The organism is Neorhizobium sp. PAMB6716, from assembly GCF_058242805.1.
In genome coordinates this window covers 351,277-376,356 of the sequence record NZ_JBZAYW010000002.1, presented here as the reverse complement: position 1 = coordinate 376,356, position 25,080 = coordinate 351,277, and the positions used below count along the sequence as shown (strand labels likewise).

At 59.2% G+C, this 25,080-nt stretch carries 20 protein-coding genes and 3 pseudogenes; 18 read left to right on the top strand and 5 right to left on the bottom strand.

What is annotated here, in order from left to right:
• The first annotated feature begins 75 nt into the window (after positions 1-75).
• The 10 genes and pseudogenes from AC4CWH_RS20305 to AC4CWH_RS20260 all read left to right on the top strand — a co-directional run.
• Positions 76-996: an ABC transporter permease gene (locus tag AC4CWH_RS20305; protein WP_491322093.1), complete on the top strand. Its 921-nt coding sequence runs from the start codon at positions 76-78 to the stop codon at positions 994-996.
• 11 nt (positions 997-1,007) lie between these two features.
• Positions 1,008-1,844, top strand: coding sequence for an ABC transporter permease (locus AC4CWH_RS20300; protein WP_491287008.1), 837 nt, complete (start codon positions 1,008-1,010; stop codon positions 1,842-1,844).
• A gap of 96 nt (positions 1,845-1,940) precedes the next feature.
• Positions 1,941-3,491 carry an ABC transporter substrate-binding protein gene (locus tag AC4CWH_RS20295; protein ID WP_491322092.1) on the top strand — a complete coding sequence of 517 codons (1,551 nt, stop codon included), beginning with the start codon at positions 1,941-1,943 and terminating at the stop codon, positions 3,489-3,491.
• The gene (locus AC4CWH_RS20290; protein WP_491322091.1) at positions 3,491-4,327 is read left to right on the top strand and encodes a creatininase family protein; all 837 of its coding nucleotides are present in this window, start codon (positions 3,491-3,493) and stop codon (positions 4,325-4,327) included. The genes AC4CWH_RS20295 and AC4CWH_RS20290 overlap by 1 nt, the downstream gene beginning before the upstream one ends.
• Positions 4,324-5,976, top strand: coding sequence for an ABC transporter ATP-binding protein (locus AC4CWH_RS20285; protein WP_491322090.1), 1,653 nt, complete (start codon positions 4,324-4,326; stop codon positions 5,974-5,976). The genes AC4CWH_RS20290 and AC4CWH_RS20285 overlap by 4 nt, the downstream gene beginning before the upstream one ends.
• On the top strand, positions 5,973-6,650 hold the full coding sequence (locus AC4CWH_RS20280) for an RraA family protein (protein WP_491322089.1): 678 nt from the start codon (positions 5,973-5,975) through the stop codon (positions 6,648-6,650). Before AC4CWH_RS20285 ends, AC4CWH_RS20280 begins: the two co-directional genes overlap by 4 nt.
• On the top strand, positions 6,650-8,197 hold the full coding sequence (locus AC4CWH_RS20275) for a gamma-glutamyltransferase (protein ID WP_491322088.1): 1,548 nt from the start codon (positions 6,650-6,652) through the stop codon (positions 8,195-8,197). Before AC4CWH_RS20280 ends, AC4CWH_RS20275 begins: the two co-directional genes overlap by 1 nt.
• 11 nt (positions 8,198-8,208) lie before the next feature.
• Positions 8,209-9,081 carry an N-formylglutamate amidohydrolase gene (locus AC4CWH_RS20270; RefSeq protein ID WP_491287019.1) on the top strand — a complete coding sequence of 291 codons (873 nt, stop codon included), beginning with the start codon at positions 8,209-8,211 and terminating at the stop codon, positions 9,079-9,081.
• Between the two features lie 212 nt (positions 9,082-9,293).
• A pseudogene (locus AC4CWH_RS20265) lies at positions 9,294-9,518 on the top strand (transposase); the annotation flags it as partial.
• Positions 9,484-9,900: pseudogene (locus AC4CWH_RS20260) on the top strand (transposase); the annotation flags it as partial. The pseudogenes AC4CWH_RS20265 and AC4CWH_RS20260, both read left to right, overlap by 35 nt.
• A gap of 293 nt (positions 9,901-10,193) precedes the next feature.
• Here AC4CWH_RS20260 and AC4CWH_RS20255 read toward each other — a convergent pair.
• Positions 10,194-10,933, bottom strand: a pseudogene (locus tag AC4CWH_RS20255) (OB-fold nucleic acid binding domain-containing protein); the annotation flags it as partial.
• Positions 10,934-11,218: 285 nt separating this feature from the next.
• Between AC4CWH_RS20255 and AC4CWH_RS20250 the strand changes: the two are divergent.
• The 3 genes from AC4CWH_RS20250 (at position 11,219) to AC4CWH_RS20240 (ending at position 14,665) form a co-directional block, all read left to right on the top strand.
• The gene (locus AC4CWH_RS20250) at positions 11,219-12,460 is read left to right on the top strand and encodes an AAA family ATPase (protein WP_491322087.1); all 1,242 of its coding nucleotides are present in this window, start codon (positions 11,219-11,221) and stop codon (positions 12,458-12,460) included.
• 3 nt (positions 12,461-12,463) lie between these two features.
• The gene (locus AC4CWH_RS20245; protein ID WP_491322086.1) at positions 12,464-13,126 is read left to right on the top strand and encodes an RloB family protein; all 663 of its coding nucleotides are present in this window, start codon (positions 12,464-12,466) and stop codon (positions 13,124-13,126) included.
• An 87-nt stretch (positions 13,127-13,213) separates the two neighbouring features.
• Positions 13,214-14,665, top strand: coding sequence for an SEFIR domain-containing protein (locus tag AC4CWH_RS20240; RefSeq protein WP_491322085.1), 1,452 nt, complete (start codon positions 13,214-13,216; stop codon positions 14,663-14,665).
• 518 nt (positions 14,666-15,183) lie between these two features.
• On the opposite strand, the gene AC4CWH_RS20235 is transcribed toward AC4CWH_RS20240, so the two are convergent.
• The 3 genes from AC4CWH_RS20235 to AC4CWH_RS20225 are packed head-to-tail and all read right to left on the bottom strand — an operon-like array spanning position 15,184 to position 16,861.
• The gene (locus tag AC4CWH_RS20235) at positions 15,184-15,384 is read right to left on the bottom strand and encodes a hypothetical protein (RefSeq protein WP_491287177.1); all 201 of its coding nucleotides are present in this window, start codon (positions 15,382-15,384) and stop codon (positions 15,184-15,186) included.
• Positions 15,385-15,437: 53 nt separating this feature from the next.
• Entirely contained in the window at positions 15,438-16,325 is an 888-nt protein-coding gene (locus AC4CWH_RS20230; protein ID WP_491322084.1) for an EamA family transporter, read from the bottom strand.
• Positions 16,326-16,351: 26 nt separating this feature from the next.
• Entirely contained in the window at positions 16,352-16,861 is a 510-nt protein-coding gene (locus AC4CWH_RS20225; RefSeq protein ID WP_491322083.1) for a cupin domain-containing protein, read from the bottom strand.
• Between the two features lie 201 nt (positions 16,862-17,062).
• Here AC4CWH_RS20225 and AC4CWH_RS20220 point away from each other — a divergent pair, with 201 nt between their 5' ends.
• The 4 genes from AC4CWH_RS20220 (at position 17,063) to AC4CWH_RS20205 (ending at position 21,337) form a co-directional block, all read left to right on the top strand.
• Positions 17,063-17,962, top strand: coding sequence for a LysR substrate-binding domain-containing protein (locus AC4CWH_RS20220; protein ID WP_491322082.1), 900 nt, complete (start codon positions 17,063-17,065; stop codon positions 17,960-17,962).
• Positions 17,963-18,318: 356 nt separating this feature from the next.
• Positions 18,319-18,927 carry a J domain-containing protein gene (locus AC4CWH_RS20215; protein WP_491287707.1) on the top strand — a complete coding sequence of 203 codons (609 nt, stop codon included), beginning with the start codon at positions 18,319-18,321 and terminating at the stop codon, positions 18,925-18,927.
• A gap of 304 nt (positions 18,928-19,231) precedes the next feature.
• Positions 19,232-20,140, top strand: a complete 909-nt coding sequence (locus AC4CWH_RS20210; protein WP_491318939.1) for a tyrosine-type recombinase/integrase — start codon at positions 19,232-19,234, stop codon at positions 20,138-20,140.
• 3 nt (positions 20,141-20,143) lie between these two features.
• Entirely contained in the window at positions 20,144-21,337 is a 1,194-nt protein-coding gene (locus AC4CWH_RS20205; protein WP_491318938.1) for an IS91 family transposase, read from the top strand.
• A gap of 670 nt (positions 21,338-22,007) precedes the next feature.
• Here AC4CWH_RS20205 and AC4CWH_RS20200 read toward each other — a convergent pair.
• Positions 22,008-23,852: a heavy metal translocating P-type ATPase gene (locus tag AC4CWH_RS20200; protein ID WP_491322081.1), complete on the bottom strand. Its 1,845-nt coding sequence runs from the start codon at positions 23,850-23,852 to the stop codon at positions 22,008-22,010.
• A gap of 479 nt (positions 23,853-24,331) precedes the next feature.
• Here AC4CWH_RS20200 and phnF point away from each other — a divergent pair, with 479 nt between their 5' ends.
• A complete protein-coding gene (gene phnF, locus AC4CWH_RS20195; RefSeq protein WP_491322080.1) occupies positions 24,332-25,075 on the top strand; it encodes a phosphonate metabolism transcriptional regulator PhnF in 744 nt (247 codons plus the stop codon).
• The last annotated feature ends 5 nt before the right edge of the window (positions 25,076-25,080 follow it).

The window sequence follows — 25,080 nt, the reverse complement described above, 5'->3', positions numbered from 1 at the left end:
CCTGTGGTTAGTTTCAGAAAAAGTCAAGAAAATGGGAACAGATGGAGCTTCGGCTCCCAAAAAAACGGGGCGTTTATGACGCGTTTCTGGTTGCTTAAGACATTGCGGACCGTTCTCACTCTTTGGTTCGTCGTGACGTTCACATTCGTCGTTTTGCGGACATCGGGTGACCCCGTGGTTGCGCTTGTCGGCGCCGACGCGACAACGGAGGAAATCGAACAGTTCCGCGAATTGTGGAGCCTCAACGATCCGCTCTGGATGCAATATATCCGCTACATCTTCCAGATGGCGACGGGCCAGTTCGGCATATCCTATCGGGACGGCCGGGAGGTCATCGACATCATCGCCGAGCGTGTGCCATGGACGCTGATGCTCGGGCTGTTTGCCTATGTCGGCGCCATCCTGATCGGCGTCCCGGCAGGAATATTCGCCGCCATCAAGCGCGGCTCGGCCTTCGATAACCTGATCATGGCGACCGCCGTCTTCGGTTTCGCGCTTCCGAACTTCTTCCTCGGAATCCTGCTGATCCTACTGTTTTCGCTGACCCTGCAATGGTTGCCGAGTTCCGGTACGGGCACCATCTGGCACTTGATCATGCCGGCGCTGACGCTTACCACCTTTACCGCAGGTACGCTCGCCCGCTTCACACGCTCTGCCATGCTGGAAGTGCTCGACAAGCTCTATATCCGCGCCGCCGCCGCCAAGGGCGTCGGCTACTGGAAGCGCATCGTCTTCCATGCGCTGCCGAATGCCAGCATTCCGCTGGTGACCATCATCGGCCTCAATCTCGGCGAACTGATCGGCGGCGCCATCGTGGTCGAAACTGTCTTTGCCTGGCCGGGCGTCGGCCGCCTGATGGTGACAGCGGTATCATCACGCGATCTGGCCGTGGTTCAGGGACTGGCCCTGATCATGGCGGTCACCATGGTACTGGCCAATCTCGTAGTCGACCTGCTGTACGGCCTGCTCGACCCGCGCATTCGCGTGCAGAACTAAGGGACAAGACAATGAAACGCATGTCCCCCGTCCTCGCCTTTGCGGTGGTCGTCCTTGCCGTCGCCGTGCTGGTTGCCATCGTCGGCAACGTCTTCACCGCCCATGGCATGTCCCAGCAGAATCTTCTCGCCCGATTGAAGCCACCGGCCTTCCTCGGCGGCAATCCCGATTTCCCGCTGGGGACCGACCGCATCGGTCGCGACATGGTCGCCCGCGTGATCGCCGGTCTGCAGATGTCGCTCTCCGTGGCGATGGCCGGCACGATTATCGGCGCGGTGTTTGGCTCGCTGATCGGCTTTCTCGCCGCCCATTTCCGCGGCTGGGTCGAGGAAGTGCTGATGATGCTGGTCGACTTCCAGGCCTCCCTGCCCTTCATCCTCATCGCGTTGACGCTGCTCGCCTTCTTCGGCAACAGCATGCCCCTGTTCGTCATCCTGATGGGGCTTTACGGCTGGGAGAAATATGCGCGCCTATCCCGCGGCGTCGTGCTGTCGGCCGTCAGCCAGCCCTATGCCCAGGCGATCGTAGCCCTCGGGGCCGGTAACACCCGGCTGTACCTGAAACATGTGCTGCCGAATGTGGCGAGTGCGCTCATCGTTCAGGTCACCCTGACATTCCCGCAGATCATTCTTCTCGAAACCTCGCTGAGCTTTCTCGGCCTCGGCATCCAGGCGCCGCAGACCAGCCTTGGCCAGATCCTCGGCGACGGCCGCGACTATCTGTCGACCGCCTGGTGGATCTCGGTCTGGCCCGGCCTGGTCATCTTCCTCGTCACGTTGTCGATGAGCATCGTCGGCGATTGGCTGCGTGACAGGCTCGACCCCATGCTGCGCGCCCGCGCCGCATGAACAACAGGGAAAAACATCGCTGCTCGAATACGGAATTCAAAAGTTCAAAAAAAGGAAGGTGGAACAATGTTTACCAGGCGTGAAATTGGAAATCTGATGCTAGGAGCCGGAGCCCTGTCCATGGTGGGCAGCCTGCCGAAAGCAGCGCATGCGCAAGAACGGCCGTCGCTGAACATCGCCGTCGACAATCTCTGGGCCAATATGGCGACCGTCAACGGCATCTCGACCACGTCACGCCGCATCTTCCCGAACTTTTACGACACTCTTGTCGATCGCGACTATATCAATGACGAAAACGGCCTGATCTTCGCGCCGAAACTCGCCACCAAATGGGAGCAGGCGGGCAATCTCTGGACCTTCACGCTGCGCGAAGGCGTGAAATTCCACGACGGCACGGAAATGACGGCGGAGGACGCGGTGTTCACCCTGTCACCGGAGCGCCTGTGGGGGGAGAAGCCCTTCGAGCCCCGCGGCAAGACCTTCACCGCCGGTTTCAAGCGGGTCGAAGCGACCGGAAAATACACGTTCGAGATCGAGACCGAGCGGCCCGATCCCAACATTCCCAGCAAGCTGACCGGCTATATCGGTTTCGTCGTGCCGAAGAAATATTACCTGGAGGTCGGCGTCGACGCCTTTGGCCAGAAGCCGATCGGCACCGGTCCCTACAAGGTGACGACCTTCCGGTCCGGCGAAATCATGGTTCTCGATGCCTTCGACGACTACTGGGCCGGCCCGCCGCCGGTCCAGCAGATCTCGTGGAAGATCGTGCCCGAGTTTGCCGCCCGCATGGCCGGCCTCATCTCCAAGGAATTCGACTTCATCGTCAACATTCCCACCGACCAGGAAGCATCCCTTCAGACCTACGAAGGCGTGACGCTGAAGCGTGTCCTGGCCGACAACTACCCGGCGCTTGCCTTCAACACGCGGCCCGATCCGGAAGACAACCCGCTCGTCGATCCGAACCTGCGCTATGCCATGGTCCAGGCCATCGACATGAATGCCATCGTCCAGGCGCTGTTCAGCGGCACGACCGAACACCCGCCCGTGCCCTTCAATTTCAAAGAATACGGCAAGTTCTACGATCCCGACCTGCCCGTGAAGCTTCCCTATGACGTGGCCGCAGCAAAGGCGCTGGTCGCCAAGACCAAGTACAAGGGCGAGAAGCTGATCTGGCACATCACCCGGGGTTTCTACCCGAACTACGAAGCCGCAGCCGAAATCATGGTCGAGCAGTGGCGCGAGATCGGCGTCAATGTCGAGGCGCAGATCCTCGACAATTTCGAGCTGGTCTACCGCCGCCCCTATCACATGATGAACATGTCGATGAGTTCCGATTTCATTCCGGGCGACCCCTACCAGCCGCTGTGGCTCGATTGGGGTCCGACGGCATCACGCTCGACCGCTACCTGGAAAACCTGGGACCCGACGCCGGAATTCATCGAACTCGGCAAAAAATTCGAAGCAGAGACCGATTTCGAAGCGCGCAAGAAAGCCTATCTGGCCCTGTCCGAAGAATGGCAGCGGGTCACGCCCGGCTACTATCTCTGGAAGAGCGTCTACAATTGCGCCCATCGCGCCGGCATTCAGTTCAAATACAAGCCGAACGGTGAAATGCGCATCTACGGCGATTACTTCAAGTTCGTATGATGAGCCCGACACGCAAGCATGCGCTGAAGGACATGACGTTCGCGGAATTCCGCGAACGTCTGCCCGAACAGCCCGTCATCCTCCTGCCCTTCGGCAGTCACGAAGAACAGGGACCGCACGCCCCGATGGGCGACTTCATGCTGACCGAGGCGGTTGCGGCCAGGGTTGCGCAAGCGTCCGACGCCATCGTCGCGCCGACCATGGCGTTCGGCTACGCGGACTTCTTCAAGACCATTCCGGGCGGCATCCAGTTCCGGCCGGCGACATTCTCCGCGGTTGTCGAGGACATGGTGACCTCGTTCCTCGATCACGGTATAGAGCGCATCCTGATCCTCAACGGCCATACCAGCAATGCGCCGCTACTCGACCAGACGCTGCGCCGCATCCGGGCGGAGCGCGGCGTCTCGATTGCCTTCATCAATCTATGGCAATCGATCCCCGATACGCTGTGGAAGGACCTGCACGGCGCCTCCGCAGCCGCAGCCCGCGGTCATGGCGGTGATCCGCTGACCTCCATCTACCTGTATCTGTTTCCCGACCTGATGCGCATGGATCTCGCAAAACCCTCGGTGCGCGCCCGGGCATTCGGTCTTGCCACCGGCGGCGTCAACAACGTGCAGTTCGAAGGCATGCCGGTGCATGTGCCGCTGAACTGCCACGAGGTGAATGCCGACGGCATGCTGGGCGGCGATACCGCACTTGCCAGTGCCGAGAAGGGCCAGAAGATGGTCGAGCATCTTGTCGGCTTCTGCGCCCGTTTCGTCGAGCACCTGCGCCACTGCGACATGCGATCGGTGGACGCCTTTTCCCCTCAGCAAGCAAAGGCTGCATCATGAGCACCGAGCGCCTTTCAATCGATCATCTGAACGTACCGCTGCCGAGCAGCGCCGATCGCCGGTTCGCCGTGGAAGACCTGTCCTTGACGGTGAGCAAGGGCGAAATCCTCTGCATTGTCGGCGAATCCGGTTCCGGCAAGTCGCTGACCGCGCTGGCTGCCATGGGGCTGCTTCCCGGCAATCTCGGGCGGCCGAGCGGCAGCGTCATGTTCGAGGGCATGGACCTGCTGACGCTCGACGAAAAAACCCGCCGCGGCATCACCGGCCGACGCATCGCGATGATCTTCCAGGAGCCCACCGCAGCGCTCAATCCCGTCTACCGGATCGGCGAACAGGTGTCCGAGACGTTTCGCATCCACACCTCGCTGTCGCAGGAGGAGATCAAGGCGAAGGTCATCGATCGGTTCACCGAGGTGCACCTGCCCCATCCCGAACAGATCTACCATTCCTACCCGCATCAGCTGTCCGGCGGACAATGCCAGCGTGTGATGATCGCCACGGCACTGGCGCTGGATCCTTCCGTGTTGATTGCCGACGAGCCGACCACGGCGCTCGACGTCACCACCCAGGCGCAGATCCTGAAATTGATGCTGGAACTGCGCGCCCGGCACGGCACCGGCATCATCTTCATCACCCACGATTTCGGCGTGGTAGCCGAGATCGCCGATCGGGTGGCCGTCATGCAGATGGGCAGGCTGATCGAGGTCGGCACCCGCGACGAGATCCTCAACAACCCGCAAGAGGCCTATACGCGCCGGCTTCTCGCAGCCGTGCCGACGCTTTCGCCCCGCAAGGCGCGTGAAGGGCTCGGCAATCCGGTCCTCGTCGCCAGCAACATCGTCAAGACCTTTACACGCTCGGGCGTGCTTGGCGGCGGGCGGACGGTCAAGGCGGTCGACAATGTCGACATCACCATTCGAACCGGCGAGACGCTGGGGCTGGTCGGCGAATCCGGATCCGGCAAGTCGACCCTGGCGCAATGCGTCATCCGGCTCGTGCAGCCTGAAAGCGGCGACATCGTCATTGCCGGTGGCGATTTCACGCGGTTGAGCGGCAAGGCGCTGCGCGAAGCGCGCCGCAAGGTCCAGATTGTCTTCCAGGACCCCTATACGGCGCTCGATCCGCGTCAGAAGGTCGGCGACGCCATCGCCGAGGGGCCGAGCGCCCACGGCCTTGACCGCAAGGCGGCCATGGCACGGGCGCTCGACCTGCTCGAAGCCTGCGGGCTCGACCGTGCGTCCGCGACGCGCTTCCCCCACGAGTTTTCCGGCGGCCAGCGTCAGCGGATCTGCATTGCCAGAGCACTCGCGGTGGAACCGGACCTGCTGATCGCCGACGAATCCGTCTCGGCGCTCGATGTCTCGGTCCAGGCGCAGGTCCTCGACCTCTTGGCCAGCATGCAGAAGCGTCTCGGCTTCGGCATCCTGTTCATCACCCATGACCTGCGCGTCGCGAGCCAGATCTGCGACACCATCGCCGTGATGAAGAACGGCAGGATCATCGAGAGAGGCGACCCAGCCTCGCTCTTTGGTGACCCGAAGGAAACCTATACGCGCGAACTGCTCGCCGCCGTCCCCGGCAAGGGATGGCAGCATGCGGCAATGACAACGGAGGCCGGGCCCGTCACACCCCGGGAGGTAATGGAATGAAGAAATATCAGATCGGCGCAACGCCCAGCCAGGTCGATCCGGACCTGATCCGCCGGTTCGAGGGTGTCGAAGTCGCGACCATCGGCCATTTCCGCCATCGCGGCTTCATCCATCACGCCATTACGCCGGTGGTCGAACCCGGTAGGACGCTGGTCGGCACGGCCGTGACGGTCGCGATCCCGGCAACCGATTCCACCCTGCTCCACCATGCCGTCAGCGTTATTCGTCCCGGTGACTTCCTGATCGTCGATCGGTTGGGCGATAAGCGCCATGCCTGCATCGGCGGCGGCGTTGCCTTTGCCATCAAGACGGCCGGCGCCATCGGCGTGGCGGTCGACGGACCCTGCACTGACGTGGAGGAAATCATCGAACTTGGCATGCCGTTCTGGGCCTCCGGCGTCTCGGGCATCACGACGCGGCTCAACGATCTCGGCGGTTCGCTGAACCTGCCGGTCGCCTGCGGCAACGTGCCGGTGCTTCCGGGCGATCTGATCGTCGCCGACGCCAGCGGCATCGTCGTCATCCCCGTCGATGAGGCCGAGGAGGTCGTGGTCGAAGCGATGGCACGCCAGGCGCGTGCCGGCCGCAACAAGCACAAGATCGAAGCCGGGGAAAAGCTGGGCGATCTGTCGGGGGCAAGCCGCATGGTCGCTGCCGCCCTGGAGACGAAATGATGCAGAGCTCCAACTTCGATCACCTGCGCGTCGAGCGCAGCATCTCCCGCAAGGTGGCCGGCGTCAGCCGCAACGGCGTCGTCACCTCGCAGCACTACGCGGCGGCCGAGGCCGGCGCAGCTGTCCTGGCCGGCGGCGGCAATGCCGTCGATGCTGCGGTGACCGCCGCCTTCACCCTGCAGACCGTCGAGCCGTGGATGACCAGCCTTGCCGCCTGCGGCTACATGCTGATCGCCCAGCCCAATGGGACAGTGGAGGTGGTGGAATTCACCGGCCGCGTCCCCTCGTCCTTCGACCCGGACTTCTACCGGCCGGATCCGCAGATCAAGACCTTCATCGGCCACCCCGCCTCGATCGGCAACCGCAATGTCCAGGGGTTCACGGCGGCCTGTGTGCCCGGCTGCGTACGCGGATTTGCCGAGGCGCTGACGCGTCACGGCACCATCGGCTTCGATCGGGCGCTCGAACCTGCCATAACCCGCGCCCGCGCCGGCCTGAAGGTTGACTGGCACACCACGCTGGCGATTGCGCTCGCCGAACGCGACCTGGCCATGGATCCCGCCACAAACGCGATCTTCCTGCCCGGTGGCCACGTCCCGGAACCGGGCGTCACTTTGGCCTTGCCGCAACTGGCAAGGACACTCGAGCAACTGGCCGAGGAAGGGCCGGATGCGCTCTATGGCGGCGCCATCGGTGAAAAACTGGTCGCCGACCTGAAAGCGGGCGGCAGCCCGATCACGCTCGACGACCTGGCGGATTACGCGCCCCTTGTCTATCCGGCGCGGCAGATGGCGCTGCAGGGCAAGACGGTGCATGTCGCCGGTGAGACCAGCGCCGGACAACGCCTGCTCGATGCGCTTGGCCATTTCGATGCGGCGCGCGGCAAGGGTCCGGTCGATGCCGGCTTCTTCACCGCCATGGCGCAGGCGCTGTGGGACAGTTTCGGCGCGCATCGACGCCGGTTGAACCCTGCCGAGACCACCAACAAGACCAGCACGACCCAGGTCAACGCCGTCGATGGCGAAGGCCGCATGGTGGCGATCACCTTCACGCTGCTCAACCGGTTCGGCGCCCGTGCCCTGTCACCCTCGACCGGCATCCTGCTCAACAATGGCATGTCCTGGTTCGACCCGACGCCCGGCCGCGCCAATTCGCTGAGGCCCAAGGCCTATGCGCCGAGCAATATGTGCCCCGTGGCGATCACCGACGACCAGGGCGTTTTTGCCGTCTATGGCGCGGCCGGCGGCAACCAGATCGTGCCATCGCTGGCGCAGTTGACGGGCATGATCCTGCATGCCGGCCTCGACGTGGAAGAGGCGATGAACACGCCGCGCATGACCACGGGGCCGCGTGACGACATCATCGTCAATGTCGACATGCCGGCAGACCAGATCGCCGCACTTGAAGCCATCGCCAAGGTCCGGCCGGCCGCCGCCGTCGTCTTTCCCCGCCCCTTTGCCGCCCCCGGCATGATCGGCCGGCGCGGCGACGCCTTCGTCGGCATGCCCGACATCACCTATCCGGCCGCTTTTGCCGCCACAGCCTGAACAGGGTTCCTATGACCGACCTGACATTTGCCCCCGTCGACATCGACGGCGTTCTGAAACTCATCCCGCCGACGGCCGCCGCCATTCCCATGGTGTTCGATTCACCCCATAGTGGCCTGACGATCCCGGATTTCGACCGCAGCATCTCGGACGATCTGATCCGTCTCGCCTCCGACACCTATGTCGATGATCTCTTCGACTTTGCCCCGTCGATCGGCGCACCGTTGCTGGTCGCCGAATTTCCGCGCAGCTTCCTTGACCTCAACCGCTCGCTGATGGATGTCGACCTGGAGATGGTCGAGGGCGACTGGCCCCATCCGGTCCGCGACAATGCATCGGCCCGCCGCGGCATGGGGCTGACCTGGCGCTATGCCTGGGGCGACACGCCGATGCATGACCGCAAGCTGACGGTCAAGGAGTTGGAAGACCGCATCGACACCTATTGGCGCCCCTATCATAGCACGCTCATTCGGCTGCTCGACGAAACTCATCACGCCTTTGGCAAGGTCTATCACGTCAACTGCCATTCGATGCCGGCAGTTGGTCATGCGCTGTCGCCCGATCCGGCCGGCACGTTGCGCAAGGATGTGGTCGTCGGCGATTATGACGGACAGGCGAGCGAACCCGACTTCGTCAACCTCGTCGCCGAAACGCTCAACGGCTTCGGTTATTCGGTCTCGCTCAACGTGCCGTTCCGCGGCGCCGAACTCGTCTCCGCCTATTGCGACCCCGCAAAAGGCCGGCACAGCATCCAGATCGAGCTGAACCGTAAGCTCTACATGGATGAGGAAACGCGCGCCAAGACGTCCGGATACGATGACCTCAAGGCAAACCTCTCCAAGCTTGGCGATGTCATGCGGGACTATGTGTCGGGAAAACGCTAAATGGCACGGCCCCCAACCCTTACAATGATGATTAGCATTGGCGCATGGATCTTTCACCAGTGTGAGGTAGGCGGCTTTGATCGAAACAGCCCAGGTTTGCTATCATGCCTTTCAAGCACAATACCTCCCGCTGCCATCGTGAACTGCCCCCCATTTCGACCGGACAGTCGGCATAAGCAGAAAGGCTCAAGCACAGGCTTGAGGACAGGCTTATGTCTAACGAGTATCGACACGTTGAATTGCTGACGGGTGATGTCCGGCGCAGGCGCTGGACAACCGAGCAGAAGCTGACAATCATCGAGCAGAGTTTCGAACCAGGCGAGACGGTGTCTTCGGCCGCTCGCCGCCATGGCGTTGCGCCCAATCTGCTTTACCGGTGGCGCAGGCTCTTGAGCGAGGGAGGTGCTGAAGCTGATGGGCCTGGCTCTGGCCGTTCCCGATCATACGACTTTGAGCCGTCGGGCAAGCAAGCGGTGATCGCCAGACAAACGGCAAGGTGAGCGTGATCGTCTCCCGCAGAACGAGCCCGTCCACGTCCTCATCGACAGCACAGGGTTACAGATCTACGGCGCGGGCCAGTGGTTGGAAGAAAAACACGGCACCAAATCCCGTCGCAACTGGCGCAAACTACACCTTGCACTGGATGCCGACAGCGGTGACATCATCGCTCACATCGTGACGGAACAGGATGTCGGCGACACTTCACAGGTGAAGCCGCTGCTTGACCAGATCAAGACGCCAATCGGGCAGTTCACGGCCGATGGCGCCTATGACGGCAATCCGACCTATGACCTCGTCGCAAGGCATAGTGCCGGCGCTGTTCTCTCTGGAGCAAAACCACGGATGAGCCTGGCGAACTGCGACGAGATGTTGTGTTTTCGCCTTGATGGGGTACGAACCGCTGTCCTCCATTTTTCTGGACTCGACTCGAATCCCTCGGAATGCTTCATTGCCGCTCGGAGGACTGAGCATGGCATATGAGTGGGACGAAAGCCGCGCACGAAAAATGCGCATGATCAAGTTGGTGTCTGCGTGGGCATTGACCGCGTCAGCGCTGAGTGTCCCTGTCGCCTTGCTTTTGACCGCATCTCCTCTGTAGCCGGCCACCGAACTTACTGAAAATTCCGGCTCTTCACCTTCAACGTGCCGATATGGAGATCGGGGACGAACAAATCCCTCGACTTCAACCCCATAGACGGCCGCTCCCGGCTATCCGGACTTCCCGGTGACCCATGGGCAAACTCGTCGCCACGGCCTGTCGGCACACGGAATGTGTCCCGCTCGCCCAGGCTCGCCAGATCGCCGGTCAGGTCGAACATCCGTTGCGCCACCAGATGTACGACGCCCCCTTCCCGCTGGATCTTGCCGTTGATCGCCATCATCGAGGATCCGAGCACGATCCGGCGCTGTTTTTCGAACAGGCTTGGCCAGACGACAATATTGGCAACGCCTGTCTCATCCTCGACGGTCATGAACATGACGCCCTTGGCACTGCCCGGCTTTTGGCGGACCAGAACCAGCCCCGCCGTCATCAACCAGCGACCATCGCGCGCAGAGGCTGCCTCGACGCAGGTGACGATGTTTCGGCGGGCGAGATTGTCGCGCAGGAAGCTGACCGGATGGGCACGCAGAGTGATCCCCGTATGGCCATAGTCTTCGACGAGATTGCACCCTCGGTCATCTGCCGAAGTGCGACATCCGGTTCCTGCTGTTCGGCAATCACCGCCCGCTCGCGGTCGGCAGCCGCGACAAACAATGGGAGTGGTTCGTCGCGCAAGGCTTTGATCGCCCAGAACGCATCGCGTCGTTCAAGTTTGAGAGCCGGCCGGAATGCATCGGCTTCGGCAAGCTTGGTAGCACACGGAGGCCTTGAAGGGATCTGAACCGTCGACCCCGTAGTCTCATAGAGGTCTTCTTGACCACCCGTTTGCCACTGTAACCGACCGCGCCGGGCAGGGCCGAAAAGAAATGCTTGATTACGCCCAGAGGGTTGAAGCGATTATGCGGTTAGAAGATACGGCCTGCAGATGCCCACCGCACCCATTCGACCTTAAAACGATTCCGGACAGTCAACCGAAATAAATTGCATTATTGCATTTTTTATGCGCATATTCCACTCATAACAGGATTTCCCCCAATGTTACTGGAATTTCGCGTCAAAAATTTCCGCTCCTTTCGCGAGGAAGCGGTGTTCAGCCTCGCCGCTAGTCCGGACACGCTGTTTGAAGATACCCATACCCGCGTTACAGGCCTCGACAAGGTCAAGCGCGTGGTCAATGCGGCTGCGATCTTCGGCGCCAACGCCAGCGGCAAGTCCAACCTCATTCGCGCCCTGCAGTACATGCAGCTGATGGTGACGACCTCGAACCAGATCCAGCCCGACCAGGAGAACAACCTGACCCCGTTCCGGATGCGTCCGGACTTCGCCGACCATCCGACGCTGTTCGAGGTGACGTTCATCATTGACCGGAAGCGGTTCCAGTACGGTTTTGAAATGACCAAGCGGCAGATCCTCAGCGAATGGCTGCTGGTCTACGAGAAAACCAAACCTCAGGTCTGGTTCTCCCGCACATTTGACGCCAAGAAGAAGGCGTATGAGTACACGTATAGTGATTATTTCACCGGCTCGAAGAAGGTTTGGGAAGCAGCGACCCGCAAGGAAGTGCTGTATCTAACTACGGCCATCCAGCTCAACAACAGCCAGCTCAAGCCGCTCTATCAACTGTTTTCCGAAGACATCGCAATCTTTCCGGAAGGTGGCCGCATCGGTTTTGACTTCTCGGCCAACTATGCCCAGAACCCGAAGAACGAGCGCCGCATGGTGTCACTGATCGCCGCCGCTGATACTGGGATTTCGAGCCTTTCGCTGACGAAAAAGCAGGGAAAGCAAGTGCATGTCAATTTCGCGTCCGGCATACCCGAAGTGCAGGACATGGAAGTTCAAATCCCTGAATTCGGGCACGTCGCGGATGGCGTCACCTATGATTTCGAGATCGGCGAGGAGTCGGCCGGTACGCAGACCTTTTTTAATCTGTCTGGGCCGATCCTCGACATTTTGGAAAAAGGCCGGTTGCTGATCGTCGATGAATTAGACGGAAGCCTGCATCCGTTGCTGGTGCATAAGATCGTCGCGATGTTCAACGATCCTAAGATAAACACGCGTGGCGCCCAGCTGATATTCTCGACCCACGACGTGTCGCTGCTAGATGGCCAAAAACTCCGCCGCGACCAGGTCTGGTTCACGGAGAAGGATAACGACCAGATATCGCACCTCTTCCCCTTGCTGGAGTTCTCGCCCCGCAAAGGCGAGGCGTTGGAAAAGGGATATCTGGGGGGGCGGTATGGTGGCATCCCGATTCTTGGATCAATGGAACATTAGCCCGTGACGAAAAAGCACCCTTATGAACGGAATGAGAGCCGTCTGAGCAGGCGGCAGGGTCGCAAGCGTCCCTACGACCGCATGTTGATCGTGTGCGAGGGCGAAAAGACCGAGGTCAATTACTTCGAAGCGATCCGCCGTGAAAAGCGCCTCCCGAATGCCGACATCGAGATAGTGCCGGCGGACTATGGCACGGCGCCGCTGCAGATCGTCCAGTATGCCATTGACCGTTTTACGGAGTTGAAATCGTTCGACCGGGTCTACGCCGTGTTTGATCGGGATGACCACGACACCTATCATAATGCCCTGTCCAAGGCCGAGGCGACCGACAAAACCCTGAAGAACGACGAAGGCACCAAAGTCCCGTTCGAGGCGGTGCCGTCCGTACCCAATTTCGAGCTGTGGATACTGTTGCACTTCCGCAATGCGTTCGAGTTTATGCACCGCAATCAGGTGTATGCGGAACTACGTAAGGCCGAAAACTATCCGGGCTACGCCAAAAACAGCGAGGTTGTTTATCAAGACACCAAAGATCGGATTCCGGTGGCAACGGAAAGGGCAGTTACCCTCAGGGCGCGATATTCAAAGTTCGCCGGTGATCAGCCTTATACTGACGTGGACCTACTGACCGGAGAGCTGATGAAGATCGCTGGACGGTTGCAGTGAATGGGTCGGCACATCTTGCCAAGTCGCCAATGTTCGTATTTCGTTCTGTCGACGACTAGATTTTGAAATTAGCGTTATGGAAGTTGAATGTCAGAAGAAGCGGCCGATCCGAAACTGTTCATCTCATATAGCTGGAGCAACCAGGATCATGAGTCTTGGGTGGTGAAGCTCGCTGAAGAACTTGTCAGTCAAGGTATCCATGTCATCCTCGACAAGTGGGATCTCCAGCCCGGTCACGATGCGAACGATTTTATGGAAGGTATGGTCAAGGATAAAACGGTGACCAAGGTCATCATGGTTTGCGACGAAGTCTACGCCCGCAAATCCGACAGCCGTAAAGGTGGCGCCGGGACCGAGGCTCAGATTATCACGCCGGAGATTTATGCAGAAACCCGGCAAGATAAGTTCGTAGCGATAGTGCGCGAGCGTGACGCTGACGGCAAGCCTTTCCTTCCCACCTACTACAAAGGTAGGATCTATTTCGATCTTTCCGATCCATCCAGTTATGCCGAGGAATTTGATAAAATCGTCCGGTGGGCATGGAACAAGCCCCTTTATGTGCGGCCGACGCCTGGCCAGAGGCCGGGTTTCTTGAGCAAGGACGGCGCCACTGGAAAGATTGCGAGCTCAGTGGCCCATCGACGCGCTGTAGAGGCTGTTCGAAATGGGGCGACAAATGCGATTGCCCTGGTAGGGGAATATCTGGAGACGATTACCATCGGTCTCGAGAACTTCCGTTTAAAGGCGGAAGGGAGCGCGCGCGATACCTTTGATGAGCTTGTAGTTGAGAGTATTGCCGACTTCACCCCCTACAGGAATGAGCTGATCGATATCTTCATGGCGATCGCACAACACATTCCGTCAGAAGCAATGGCCGAAGTCATCCACCGCTTCTTCGAACGGTGCCTACCCTATTACAATGTGCCTGAGAGCATCACCAGCTACAGCGAATGGGACTTTGATAACTATCGCTTCATTGTCCATGAGCTGTTCATTTATTGCATCGCCGCCTTCATACGCTTTGAGCGGTTCGAGGCCGCCGCCTATTTCGTGAACACGGAGTACTATCGTTATAATCGGTTCCGCGAGGAGTCAGCGATGCACTCTTTCTCTATAATTGATGAGAATCTTTCCTCCCTCGAATTCCGCAATAAGCGCTTGGAGCTTCGCCGATATTCGCTGCGAGCTGACATGCTCAAGGACCGAAACCGAGGCACGGGAATTGCGTTTCACCACCTAATGGCGGCGGATTTTGTGTTGTTCCTTCGCAGCCGTAAGCAGGAAGGCTGGCAGACTTGGTGGCCGGAAACACTCCTCTACGCGGAGCGCTCCGGCGGGCCGCTCGAAATGTTTGCCCGGGCAAAATCCGCAAAATACTTTGAGCGGATCAAGGTTTTGCTGGGATTTGAAAATGCGGAGGAATTGAAGGCGTTCATGCTCGATCTACTCGCGAACCGTGACCGGCTTCCAAAATGGGGTTTCCATGGCCCGAATATGGGAGGTCTATCGGGGGTAGCAAATATTGCTGCTGTTCCATGAGCAAGACAATTTGTTCGCCAAGAGCCGACAGGGATTAGAATATGGTTACACGTATTGAGAAAATCGTCGGAGGCCTCGTCGTGCAACGTGCTGCAATGGCAAAACGGGGAATGCACAAGGGCAAATACGTTTGTCACCCGCAGGGTTCTAATATGACCAAGATTGCTTTCGTCACCTTAGACGACGTCGCCGATTTCTTGCGGACAAACCCAGGCTCAGGGGTAAGGATGGATCCAGGCTCGTCGAAAGTCGTTGAATTCATCCATATTGACGGACACCCACGATAATCAGGCCGGGTATATAAATGGCAAGATGATGCGATATCGTAAAAGCCTCGGCCTGATCATATAAAGCTGTCCAACTTTTTATCCGCAGCCCCTTATCCGCCTAACCGGCTCAGTTCTGCGTGGAAACCAACAGCGAGACGCATGCCGCCACGCAGGTGATCAAGCACAATACCCGACCTGATGGCGGCCGCGGGACGGCATCCAGCCTTGCTCTGTCAACCGGGGTAGAACCTAAGATGCCCGAGCTGCTCCATCTTTGCTGGAGCACTTCTCCATATGGTCGAGAAGCAGATGGTCAACTTCAGCAATCGCGGCTTCAATGGCTTTGTGCAAAGCCTCGTCACCGATATCGATCGCGTTGTGCCTCAGCGCGAGTAGTTTCAGCCCCATGCCAAAAAGATTGATAGGGCGATCATTTAGTCGCTGGATCATTGGAATTCCCCCCTCTTCTAAAGCCGAAGTTCTACATGTGACATCAGGCTGCACTATCGCCTTGATGGATAAACAGCGCCCATCTCGCTTGGGCGTGCGCGCTGATTTGCACCAAGAGCGAAGACAATGGCCACAATCCCAAGCATTTGGACCGCCGTCGGTGACGTTCCGAAACAGTACCAGGCGGATACCAGCCCGACGACCGGCACCAATAGGGCGAACTGCGAGACCTGAGATGTCCGGTACCTGCGCAACATGCTGCCCCAAACGCCATATGCGAAAATCGTCGAGATGGCCGATGTGTATAAAATTGCCGCCAATCCGCCCGCAGAAATTGATCGAAGGGCAGCGATGAAGGTGTCACTTCCCTCGAAAAACGCTGATGCGACAAACAACGGGAGTGGCGGCACGAGACTTAGCCATACCATCAGATGCAGTGAATTGACCGGTGGCAGGCGCTTGAGCAGAATGTTGGATATCCCCCAGGCGAATGCACCCCCGAGCGTGAGCGCAAATCCCACGACCGTAAAGGAAGAACCGCCACCCAACGCGATCAGCAAGATCCCCACAAGACCTCCCGAAATGCAGCCTATTCCCCGCCGGTCAATGTGTTCGCCAAGGAACAAGGATGCCAATAGGACCGTGAAAAACACTTGCGTCTGCATCAGTACGGAAGCGAGGCCAGCACCGAGACCAAAATAGATACCAAGGTAAAGAAGACCGAAAACCATAATTCCAAGCGTAATCCCGAGCAAAATCAATGCCGACCAAGGGATCCTGGGCCTCGGTATTCCAAGGGCGATTGGAGCGGCGCAGGCCGTAAAGCGCAATGCCGAAAACAGCAAGGGCGGGAACTCGTCGAGGCCCCAGCGGATCACAATGAAGTTGAAGCCCCACAAGAACGAAACCAGGCAAAGCAAGGCAATATCTTTGAGACGCATAGGCGTGATCCGCTGAGGCATTGATGTTACTCAGCCGCTTCGCGCAGATGATCGTTTACCGGCGCGCCGCCGATGACGACCGTCCGCTGCGGAATTTTGTCGAAGGACGTTTCCGGGATCTCGTACATCTTGGCCAGCGTCGCGTTGGGCACCCCGGAGAACATCTCCGAGAACTCGATGGTCTGGGGTTCTTCGTGAGAAAGAACGACGAGGAACGAGAGCGGTTCGTCGGCAAGGTTTTCGATCCAGTGCAGATATCCCTGCGGCACGAAGGAAATGTCGCCAGGATCGAGCTCGAGGTAATGCGTTTCACCTTCCGGACCAACGATACCGACCAGCCCCTTTCCAGAGATGCAGTAGTCCAACTGGTTGGCGTTGGGATGGATATGCGGTTCGCGCACGCCGCCCGGCTGGATCTCGAGGGCTTGAACGGCAAGCCCCTTCAACACAGGGAAGTTCTTGGCATTTGCCCGATAGAAATCACCAGCAGGAAATGACTTGAAGACGTTGGCCTTGAAAGGAAAGCTATTCGACATGGATAATCCCCTTGGTTGTGTGCGACACGCGCCAACGGATGCTGGTCGCGTTCAAGCGTGCAGCAGCTTCTTGTGTCCATTGTGATTTCAGGTTGATGTTTCACGGCTTCCCAAGCCGTGTATAGAATTGCTATCGCCTTGACTTAACAAGAACAATAGAATTTTATTTAACTGTTAGGTCAATTAGGATGAACTATTCCGATGGCGAACCTACGCAATATCGATCCGTTTCTGCTCCAAGTCTTTGTTGCAATTTCAGATAGCGGCAGTTTCTCTGCCGCTGCAGAAAAAGTAGGACGCACCAAGTCCGCAGTCAGCATGCAAATGAAGCGTCTGGAAGCTTTGTTCGAGCACACGCCGATCTTCGAATTCAATGGTCGGACGAAGCGCCTTACAGAAAAAGGAGAGCAACTTTTAGTCCACTCCAGGGCGATCCTTCAGCTAAATGACACGCTATGGCAGAAGATGGCTCAGGCACACGGACCAGGAACGGTCCGGCTTGGTGCACCTGATGACTATGCTTACGCCCTGCTTCCCAACATTCTCGAACGGTTCGGACAGCGCTTCCCGCAGGTTCAGGTCGAATTAACATGCGAGCCGAGTGAGGAGCTTGCAGAACGGATAGCGCGCCACGAGATTGATCTCGCCGTCGTGACCAGACGACCCCATGATGATGTTTCACAGGTGGTCCGAATGGAGCCGGTCGTTTGGGCGAAAGCAAAGGGAAAGCCGATCGACCTCACCCAGCCACTACCGCTTGCTGTGTTTCAGCCAGGATGTGTCACGAGAACGCAGGCAATTGAAGCCTGCGCGACGGCTAACCGGGAATACCGCATTGCCTATACCAGCCACAGCTTGGCAGGCATCCTCTCTCCCGTGCGTGCGGGTCTTGCGATCGCAGCAATTGCCCAATGCTCGGTGCCCGACGATTTGGAAATCGTTGAGTTCGACAGAACTCTTCCAGAGCTGAAGGGGATTGATCTCGCCTTGATGAAGAGTAAGCGCCATGGACAGACAGCCTTCGTCCAGCACCTGACCGAAGAAATCTGCACCAGTCTGCGACATCGGCCTGTGCAAAATCGAATCCAGCCTGCCTGCTGATCAGGTCTGCAGATCGTTCCCCATTGCGTCAACGAACCAGGCACGCCGAAGGAAACACACCTAATCCCTCTGTCTATGTGCCGGTTTTCGCGCCAGTTTGATTCATTTTCCAATTTTGTTGCGTTCCGCTCGCGCAAGATAAAATTGTTGCCGGACAATCGACCGCACCGGATCTGGTGGGACAGCGCGAAATGGAAAATCGGGTTAAATCTTGCTCAAACTTAACATCCTGACATACCGCTAAACGGTCAAGGAAGGCCCTTGTCAAGCCACTGAGCGTTCCCGCAAGGGTTATAATAGCTTGAATACCCCCCGAGCGTCTTGCGGTTCCGTAACTGGGGCGCCATACAGGCGCGATCATGAAAGACACCAAAATATTCGTCGGTCTAAGATCCACGCGTAAAGCACCCGTCACCAGAAATGACATCAGTGGCCCTAAATGTCAGTGGGAAGGTTGCGGCAAGACCGGCAGCCATCGAGCTCCCGTTGGGCAAGAGGCCGAAGGCCTCTTTCTCCAGTTTTGCCTCGAGCATGTGAAACAATACAATAGCGGCTACAATTATTCGGCCAGCCTTTCGACGCCTGAAGTTGCCCGATATCAAAGAGAGGCAGCGACTGGGCTACGTGCGACTGGTGGCAGCGAGGCACCGCAAGCGCGTGAGATGCCGCTTCCCTCCACGGCGCGCTCCGGATCGGCCAAGGTTTGGAACGCCCGCAAGACGGCCGCACAACGTCAGACCGAAAAGGTCGCCGCTCAAACCCGAAAGCTGAAGGTTCTTGAAGCGAAGGCGTTTGAAACACTTGGTCTCCCATCGGATGCGGCTGCCGATGAAATCAAGCAGCGCTACAAGCAAAGGCTCATGATGTACCATCCTGACGTCAATCAAGGAGACCGCAACGCCGAAGCAGAGCTGCGAGCTTCCATAGAGGCGCATAGGATCCTGAAGCTCAACGGTTTCTGCTGACCGTATTTGAAATTCTACATGAGCTTAATCTGGACTGGCTATGAATTCCTCAATGACGTTACTACGCCTTGAACGGAATCGAACCGCCGACCCCGTTATTTGGCCGATAAGTTCGCGTTGAATTTCAGTATAGGGGCAACTACTTGCCCTCGGGAATGGCTTATATGGGGCCGGAGAACGAACCCGCTGCGCGGGAGGGCGTCTGCGGTTGAGGTAGCGGGCGCAGGCTGGAGTCGGCGCCTGGATTGAACGTCGCCCGGCAAGGGCAGAGCATGACGAGCTTCTTCAACAAAGGAGCCTGATCATGCAGTACCCCGATCTCGACACACCTATCAGCCCGCTGCGCCAGCGGTTGATCGACGATATGAACATGCGGCGTTTCTCACGCGAAACGCAGCGCAACTATCTTCGCGATATTGGACGCCTCGCAGCCTTCCTCGGGCGGTCACCAGACACGGCGACTGCCGATGATCTGCGTCGGTTCCAGATCGAGCAGCAGAACGATGGCGTACCCGTTCCGACAATGAACAGCATCGTGTCGGCGTTGCGCTTCCTCTTTACCCAGACCCTCGACCGTCCGGACCTGGCGCGCAGGCTTGTCCGGCTGGCGCATCCTCGAAACCTGCCTGTGGTACTGAGCCGCGACGAGGTTGCCCGGTTGCTCAATGCCACCACTTGCCTCAAGCATCAGGCCGCATTGTCGGTCGCCTATGGCGCCGGCCTTCGTGTCGCTGAGGTCTCCATGCTGAAGGTCACCGATGTCGACAGTGAGCGGATGGTCCTGCGGGTCGAGCGCGGCAAGGGCGGGCGCTATCGCAATGCCATGCTTTCTGAGGATCTGCTTACCTTGTTGCGCGAGTGGTGGAAGGTGGGGCGTCAGCAGGGTGTGATGCATCGCAACGGTTGGTTATTCCCAGGACAGCACGCGATGAAGCCTATCAGTACGCGGCAGCTCTATCGTGTTGTCGTGGAAGCGGCACGGGCCGCCGACATTGCCAAGCGGGTCGGACCGCATACGTTGCGCCATAGCTTCGCCACTCACCTGCTGGAGGACGGCACAGACATCAGGATCATCCAGGTCCTTCTCGGACACGCAAAACTCAACAACACCGCCCTCTACGCCAAGGTGGCGACCAAGACTGTTCGGACGGTTACCAGCCCGTTCGACAAGCTCGGCCTGTTCAAGCCGGAGGAAGCCTTCCCCGACGGTTGAGCCTTGCGTGCCTCGATCGAGGTCGCCGACATCTTCCGTGTCGCCGGGGCTGCGTATCGGCGCGCGCATGCAGGACATCTGAGCCTGCCGCAACTGAAGGTAATGTCGGCGATCGAGAACTGCCGCACCGCTGCCCTTGGTGGTCACGTCGAGGCCTGCGAGGATTGCGGCCAGTGGCGGATCGCCTACAACTCCTGCCGCAACCGGCACTGTCCGAAGTGCCAGGGTGCCGCTGCGCGAACATGGCTCGCCGAACGTGAGGCCGATCTTCTTCCGGTGGGCTACTTCCACGTCGTGTTTACGCTGCCTGCAGAGGTTGCCGATATAGCGTTCCAGAACAAAGCGCTCGTCTATGACCTGCTGTTCAAGGCGGCGTCGGAGACGATGCTGACCATCGCGGCCGATCGCAAACATCTCGGCGCGCGAATTGGCATCACCGCCGTGCTCCACACATGGGGATCGGCGATGACGCATCACCCGCATGTTCACATGATCGTTCCGGGTGGCGGGATCACGCCAGACGGAAGCCGATGGATATCATCGCGCCCGACTTTCCTGCTTCCCGTACGGGTACTCGGCAAACTGTTCCGACGATTGTTCCTTGCCCGACTGGTCGCTCTGCACGATGCCGGGCGGCTTGGCTTCTTCGGTGCTCTTGCCCATCTCGCCGAGCGGCAGGCCTTCTTGCGACATCTATCGCCAGTTCGGAAAAAGCGCTGGGTGGTCTATGCCAAGGCGCCCTTCGCAGGACCGGAAGCAGTGCTCGCCTACCTGTCACGCTACACCCATCGGGTCGCAATCTCGAACCGCCGACTGATCGCCTTTAACGACACTGGCGTCACCTTCCGCTACAAAGACTACCGTCGCGACGGTCGCGATCGGCAGCAGGTCATGACGCTCGCCGTCGATGAGTTCATCCGCCGCTTCCTGCTCCATGTCTTGCCGCGCGGCTTCCACCGCATCCGGCACTACGGCCTTCTCGCAGGCTCTGCCCGAAAGACCAGCCTTGCGCTTGCGCGCGAACTCCTGCACGTCGCCGCACCTGCCGATGAGGCCGATCCAGGCGAACACGATGACTTCCGCCCGCCATGCTTCTGCTGTGGCGGGCGAATGATCGTCGTCGAGGTTTTTGCACGCTGGAAGCAACCGCGAGGACCACCACAAGCAACAAAGACGACCCGGGAGGCAGCTTCATGACCCGCCATGAAATGGCTAAAACCTCAGCCGCAGGCATCACGCCTCCGGCGACAAACCGACATGCGTCCGTGGGGATCAACGCCGTCGACAGTGTTGCGGCGAGCCGGGCGCCGGGCTGTCAAAGACGCACGGGTGCGAAACCAAGCGGCCTGTCCGTAGCCATCGATCAACTTCCTGGCTGTAGTCTCGCCACCCCGCGCCTCAGCCGAAAAGCGAAATCTCCATAGCATCCGCCTGTGGTCCGCGGGTTCCTTCCTCGGGGACTTTCGTACGCCTGCCGGCGCCCGAAACTCTTCACGATTGCCGACTGTCCGGTATAGGCGCCATGTAGAAATAGCCGCCACAGTGGGGAGGCTCACCTTGATTACCACCACCCAAAATCGAGCAAAAAAAGCGCAGCCACAGACTGCGATTACTTCTTTCACTGCTATCCCATTTCAATGCAATCCAAAAAGCTCGAGCAGCTCCTCCCGCTGGCGCACGAAACCTGAATCGCTGCGGTCTCGGGCCTGATGGCGCGGAGACTTGTAAATCTCCTCTCTGCTCCCGTGCGAATTTTGAGCTTGCCACGCCTCAAGTGCATTCAAACCGTTGGTGTGTCGCTCGATTGGGATCAACAAATCACACCAGGGCAACGGTACAATAGCCCCACAGTCTTGGACAACAATATCTATCGAAGCGCTCTCAAGGCGTTCAGAATAACCGCGACGTCGATCACTTCCTGCGTCAACGCCCCCTGAACCGGCGGCAGATAGCCGAGGCTGGCGAACGCCATGGCGCAAAGCGATAGTCCGAGACCCGCTACGACACTTTGTAGGGCGATCGCACGGCTGCGGCGCGCGACCGCCATGGCCTTCACCAGCGGCGCGAGTTCATCCACCAGCAGAACCACACCGGCCGCTTCAGAGGACGAAGCGGTTCCGTGTGCGCCCATCGCAACGCCAACATCGGCGGCGGCAAGCGCCGGAGCATCGTTGACGCCGTCCCCCACCATCATGACCGGGCCGTTGACGATCTCGTTGCGCACTGCGGCAACCTTGGCGTCCGGCGACAGATCGCCCAGAACGAGGTCGAAGCCAAGTTGCTTGCCCACTTTCGAGGCGATGTCACTGCGGTCCCCGGATGCCAGCACCAGCCGCCGGACCCCGGCCCGTCGCAATTCATCCAACATCGGCTTCGCGTCGGCACGGACCTGATCCTGCAGCACGATGATGCCTGCCACCTTGCCATCGATGCCAACCGCCACGGTCATCGCAGCAGGATCCATATCCTGCAGCAGATCATCCGCCCGAATATTGCCGCTCTTACCCGCAACGAAACCATTCCCGCCAACAAGGATCTGGCGACCATCCACAAGTCCCTCGATACCAGTTCCGGGTGTTTCCACCACCGCAACCGGGACGGACAGAATCAGCCCACCTGCCTGTGCGGCCTTGATCAGGGCCGTTGCAACGACATGGCCCGATGCCTGATCGAGACTGGCTGCGGCTTTGAGGACATCCGCCTCTGCAAAGCCAGCGCGCGTCCTGATCTCGGTGATGACCGCCTGCCCGTGCGTGACTGTTCCGGTCTTATCGAGGATCACGGTCCGCACCCGCGACAGCGCCTCCAGCACACCACCACCCTTGACCAGAACCCCCATACGGGCCGTGCGCGACATTCCCGAGATGAGCGCAACCGGAACGGCGAGGATAAGCGGACAGGGTGTCGCGACAACAAGCACGGAGAGTACGCGGATCGTGTCCTGCGTGAGAAACCAGGTGATTGCAGCGATCGCGACCGTCAGCGCCAGAAAACCGATCGCGTAGCGGTCTGCCATGCGCACCATTGGCGCCTTGCCGGATTGAGCTGCCTCGACCAGTCGCACGATGCCCGCATACGTGCTCTCGGCAGCCGGGCGGATTGCAACAAGCTCGAACGCAGCGCCGGCAGAGGCTGAACCGCTCAGCGCTTCGCTGCCTTTCAGAATGGTCTGCGGAAGAGATTCGCCCGTGAGAGCCGACAGATCGAGTACGGCAACATCGCTTGCCACGCGACCATCGACCGGCAGGACATCACCCTGGCGAATGAGAAGCCGGTCTCCCGGTTTGATATCAGCGATCGGCACCTGTTCCAGCGCGTCACCAGCAAACCGCATGGCGGTTTGCGCGACGCGGCCCATCAGCGCCGTCATCTCCCTCTTTGCCCGACCCTGCGCAAAATCCTCGAGAAGCTGCCCGCCCGCATACATCATTGCCACGACATTCGCCGCCAGGGGTTCACCAAACGCCAAGGCTGCGGACATCGAAAGCGCAGCCACGATATCAAGCCCGATATCACCCTTTCGCAGAGAGATGACGATCTGGGCGAACAATCCCAGCAGGACAGGTGCGGTCGCTGCGGACCAGACCCAGCCAGCCTCCACTGGCTGGGCAAACCAGTACAGCAAGCCACCGACCAACAACCCCATTGCGGCAATTCCGATCAATATCCGGGACTGCTGGCGATGGAGGATTTCTCCGATATGAAGCGTCATTGCTTTTCCTTGTGCCCCAAGGGCGGCGTGACTTCATCTAGGCCTGCAATTGCACCTTACCGCTCCTTTCCTCCGATCCATTTGATCTTGATCCTGACGTCGTCTTCGCGGCTGAAGTTTTCGTAGCGGCCGCCGCAACAGTCATATCAAGGCGACCAACCAGCTATTTGAACTCGCCTGCGAACCGGGGTAGGGCCGCAGAACATGGCTCTCATCAAACACATAGCCATGGCCCTTGTCCGAAACCCGAACGACAAGCACAGCCTCAAGGTCAGGCGCAAAAAGGCCAACCCGAATGACGAATACCTCCAAAAGCTCATAGCCCAGACGGAAAATTAACCTGAAGCGATTCCCTTCGCCCCAGACAACCAATTGGAAGCGACTTAGGCTGGATCAGAACGCTCTCAACCCGATAGCGTCATCGCCACGTCATACGCATGCGCTACACACGATTCATTCGAATGAATCGGACGACGTGCATGCAAAGAGACAGTTGGCAGATCATTCGAGACCGCTTGGCCGGCGACATCACCTCGGGCAAGCTTGCTCCTGGCGCGCGCCTGCCGACAGAACCGGAGCTCTGCGTGGCATTTGGTGTTGGCCGGCATTCGGTGCGGCGGGCTGTTGCCTCTCTCGCGGTGGAGGGCAAGCTCCGGGTCGAGCAGGGACGTGGGACCTTCGTTGAAGCGGCGCCGCTCATCATCTATAACATCAGCCGGCGCACCCGCTTTCGCCAGAACCTTCTGGAACAGGGTATTGCGCCCGCAGGCGAACATCTTTCGGCCGAGATCATACCGGCACCGGCAAGGGTGGCTCAGGCGCTTGGTCTTGCCGAGGATACGCTCGTTCACCGCATCATGCGCCGCGGCTTTGCGGACGGAGTGCCGATCAGTCTGGGAATGGCCTTTCACGAAGCGGCACTTTTCGCCGACCTCGGCGCCCGACGCGCTGCGGGCACCTCCGTAACTGAAATCTATCGCGATCACGGGATTACCGACTATTTCCGCAAGCGCACGACCATCTTCACAAGGCGGCCGGAACCCGATGAGGCAAGACTGCTCAGCCAGCATGTCGATCATCCCGTTATTGTGCTGACTAAGACGGACGTAACCGCCGACGGCCGAGCGATCGGTTACTCGGAAGCAGTCTGGGCCGGAGACCGCGTGCAGTTCAGTTTTGATACCCTCGACGACCCAGACCCCTCCCCGTCCTCCCGCGACTAGGTTCG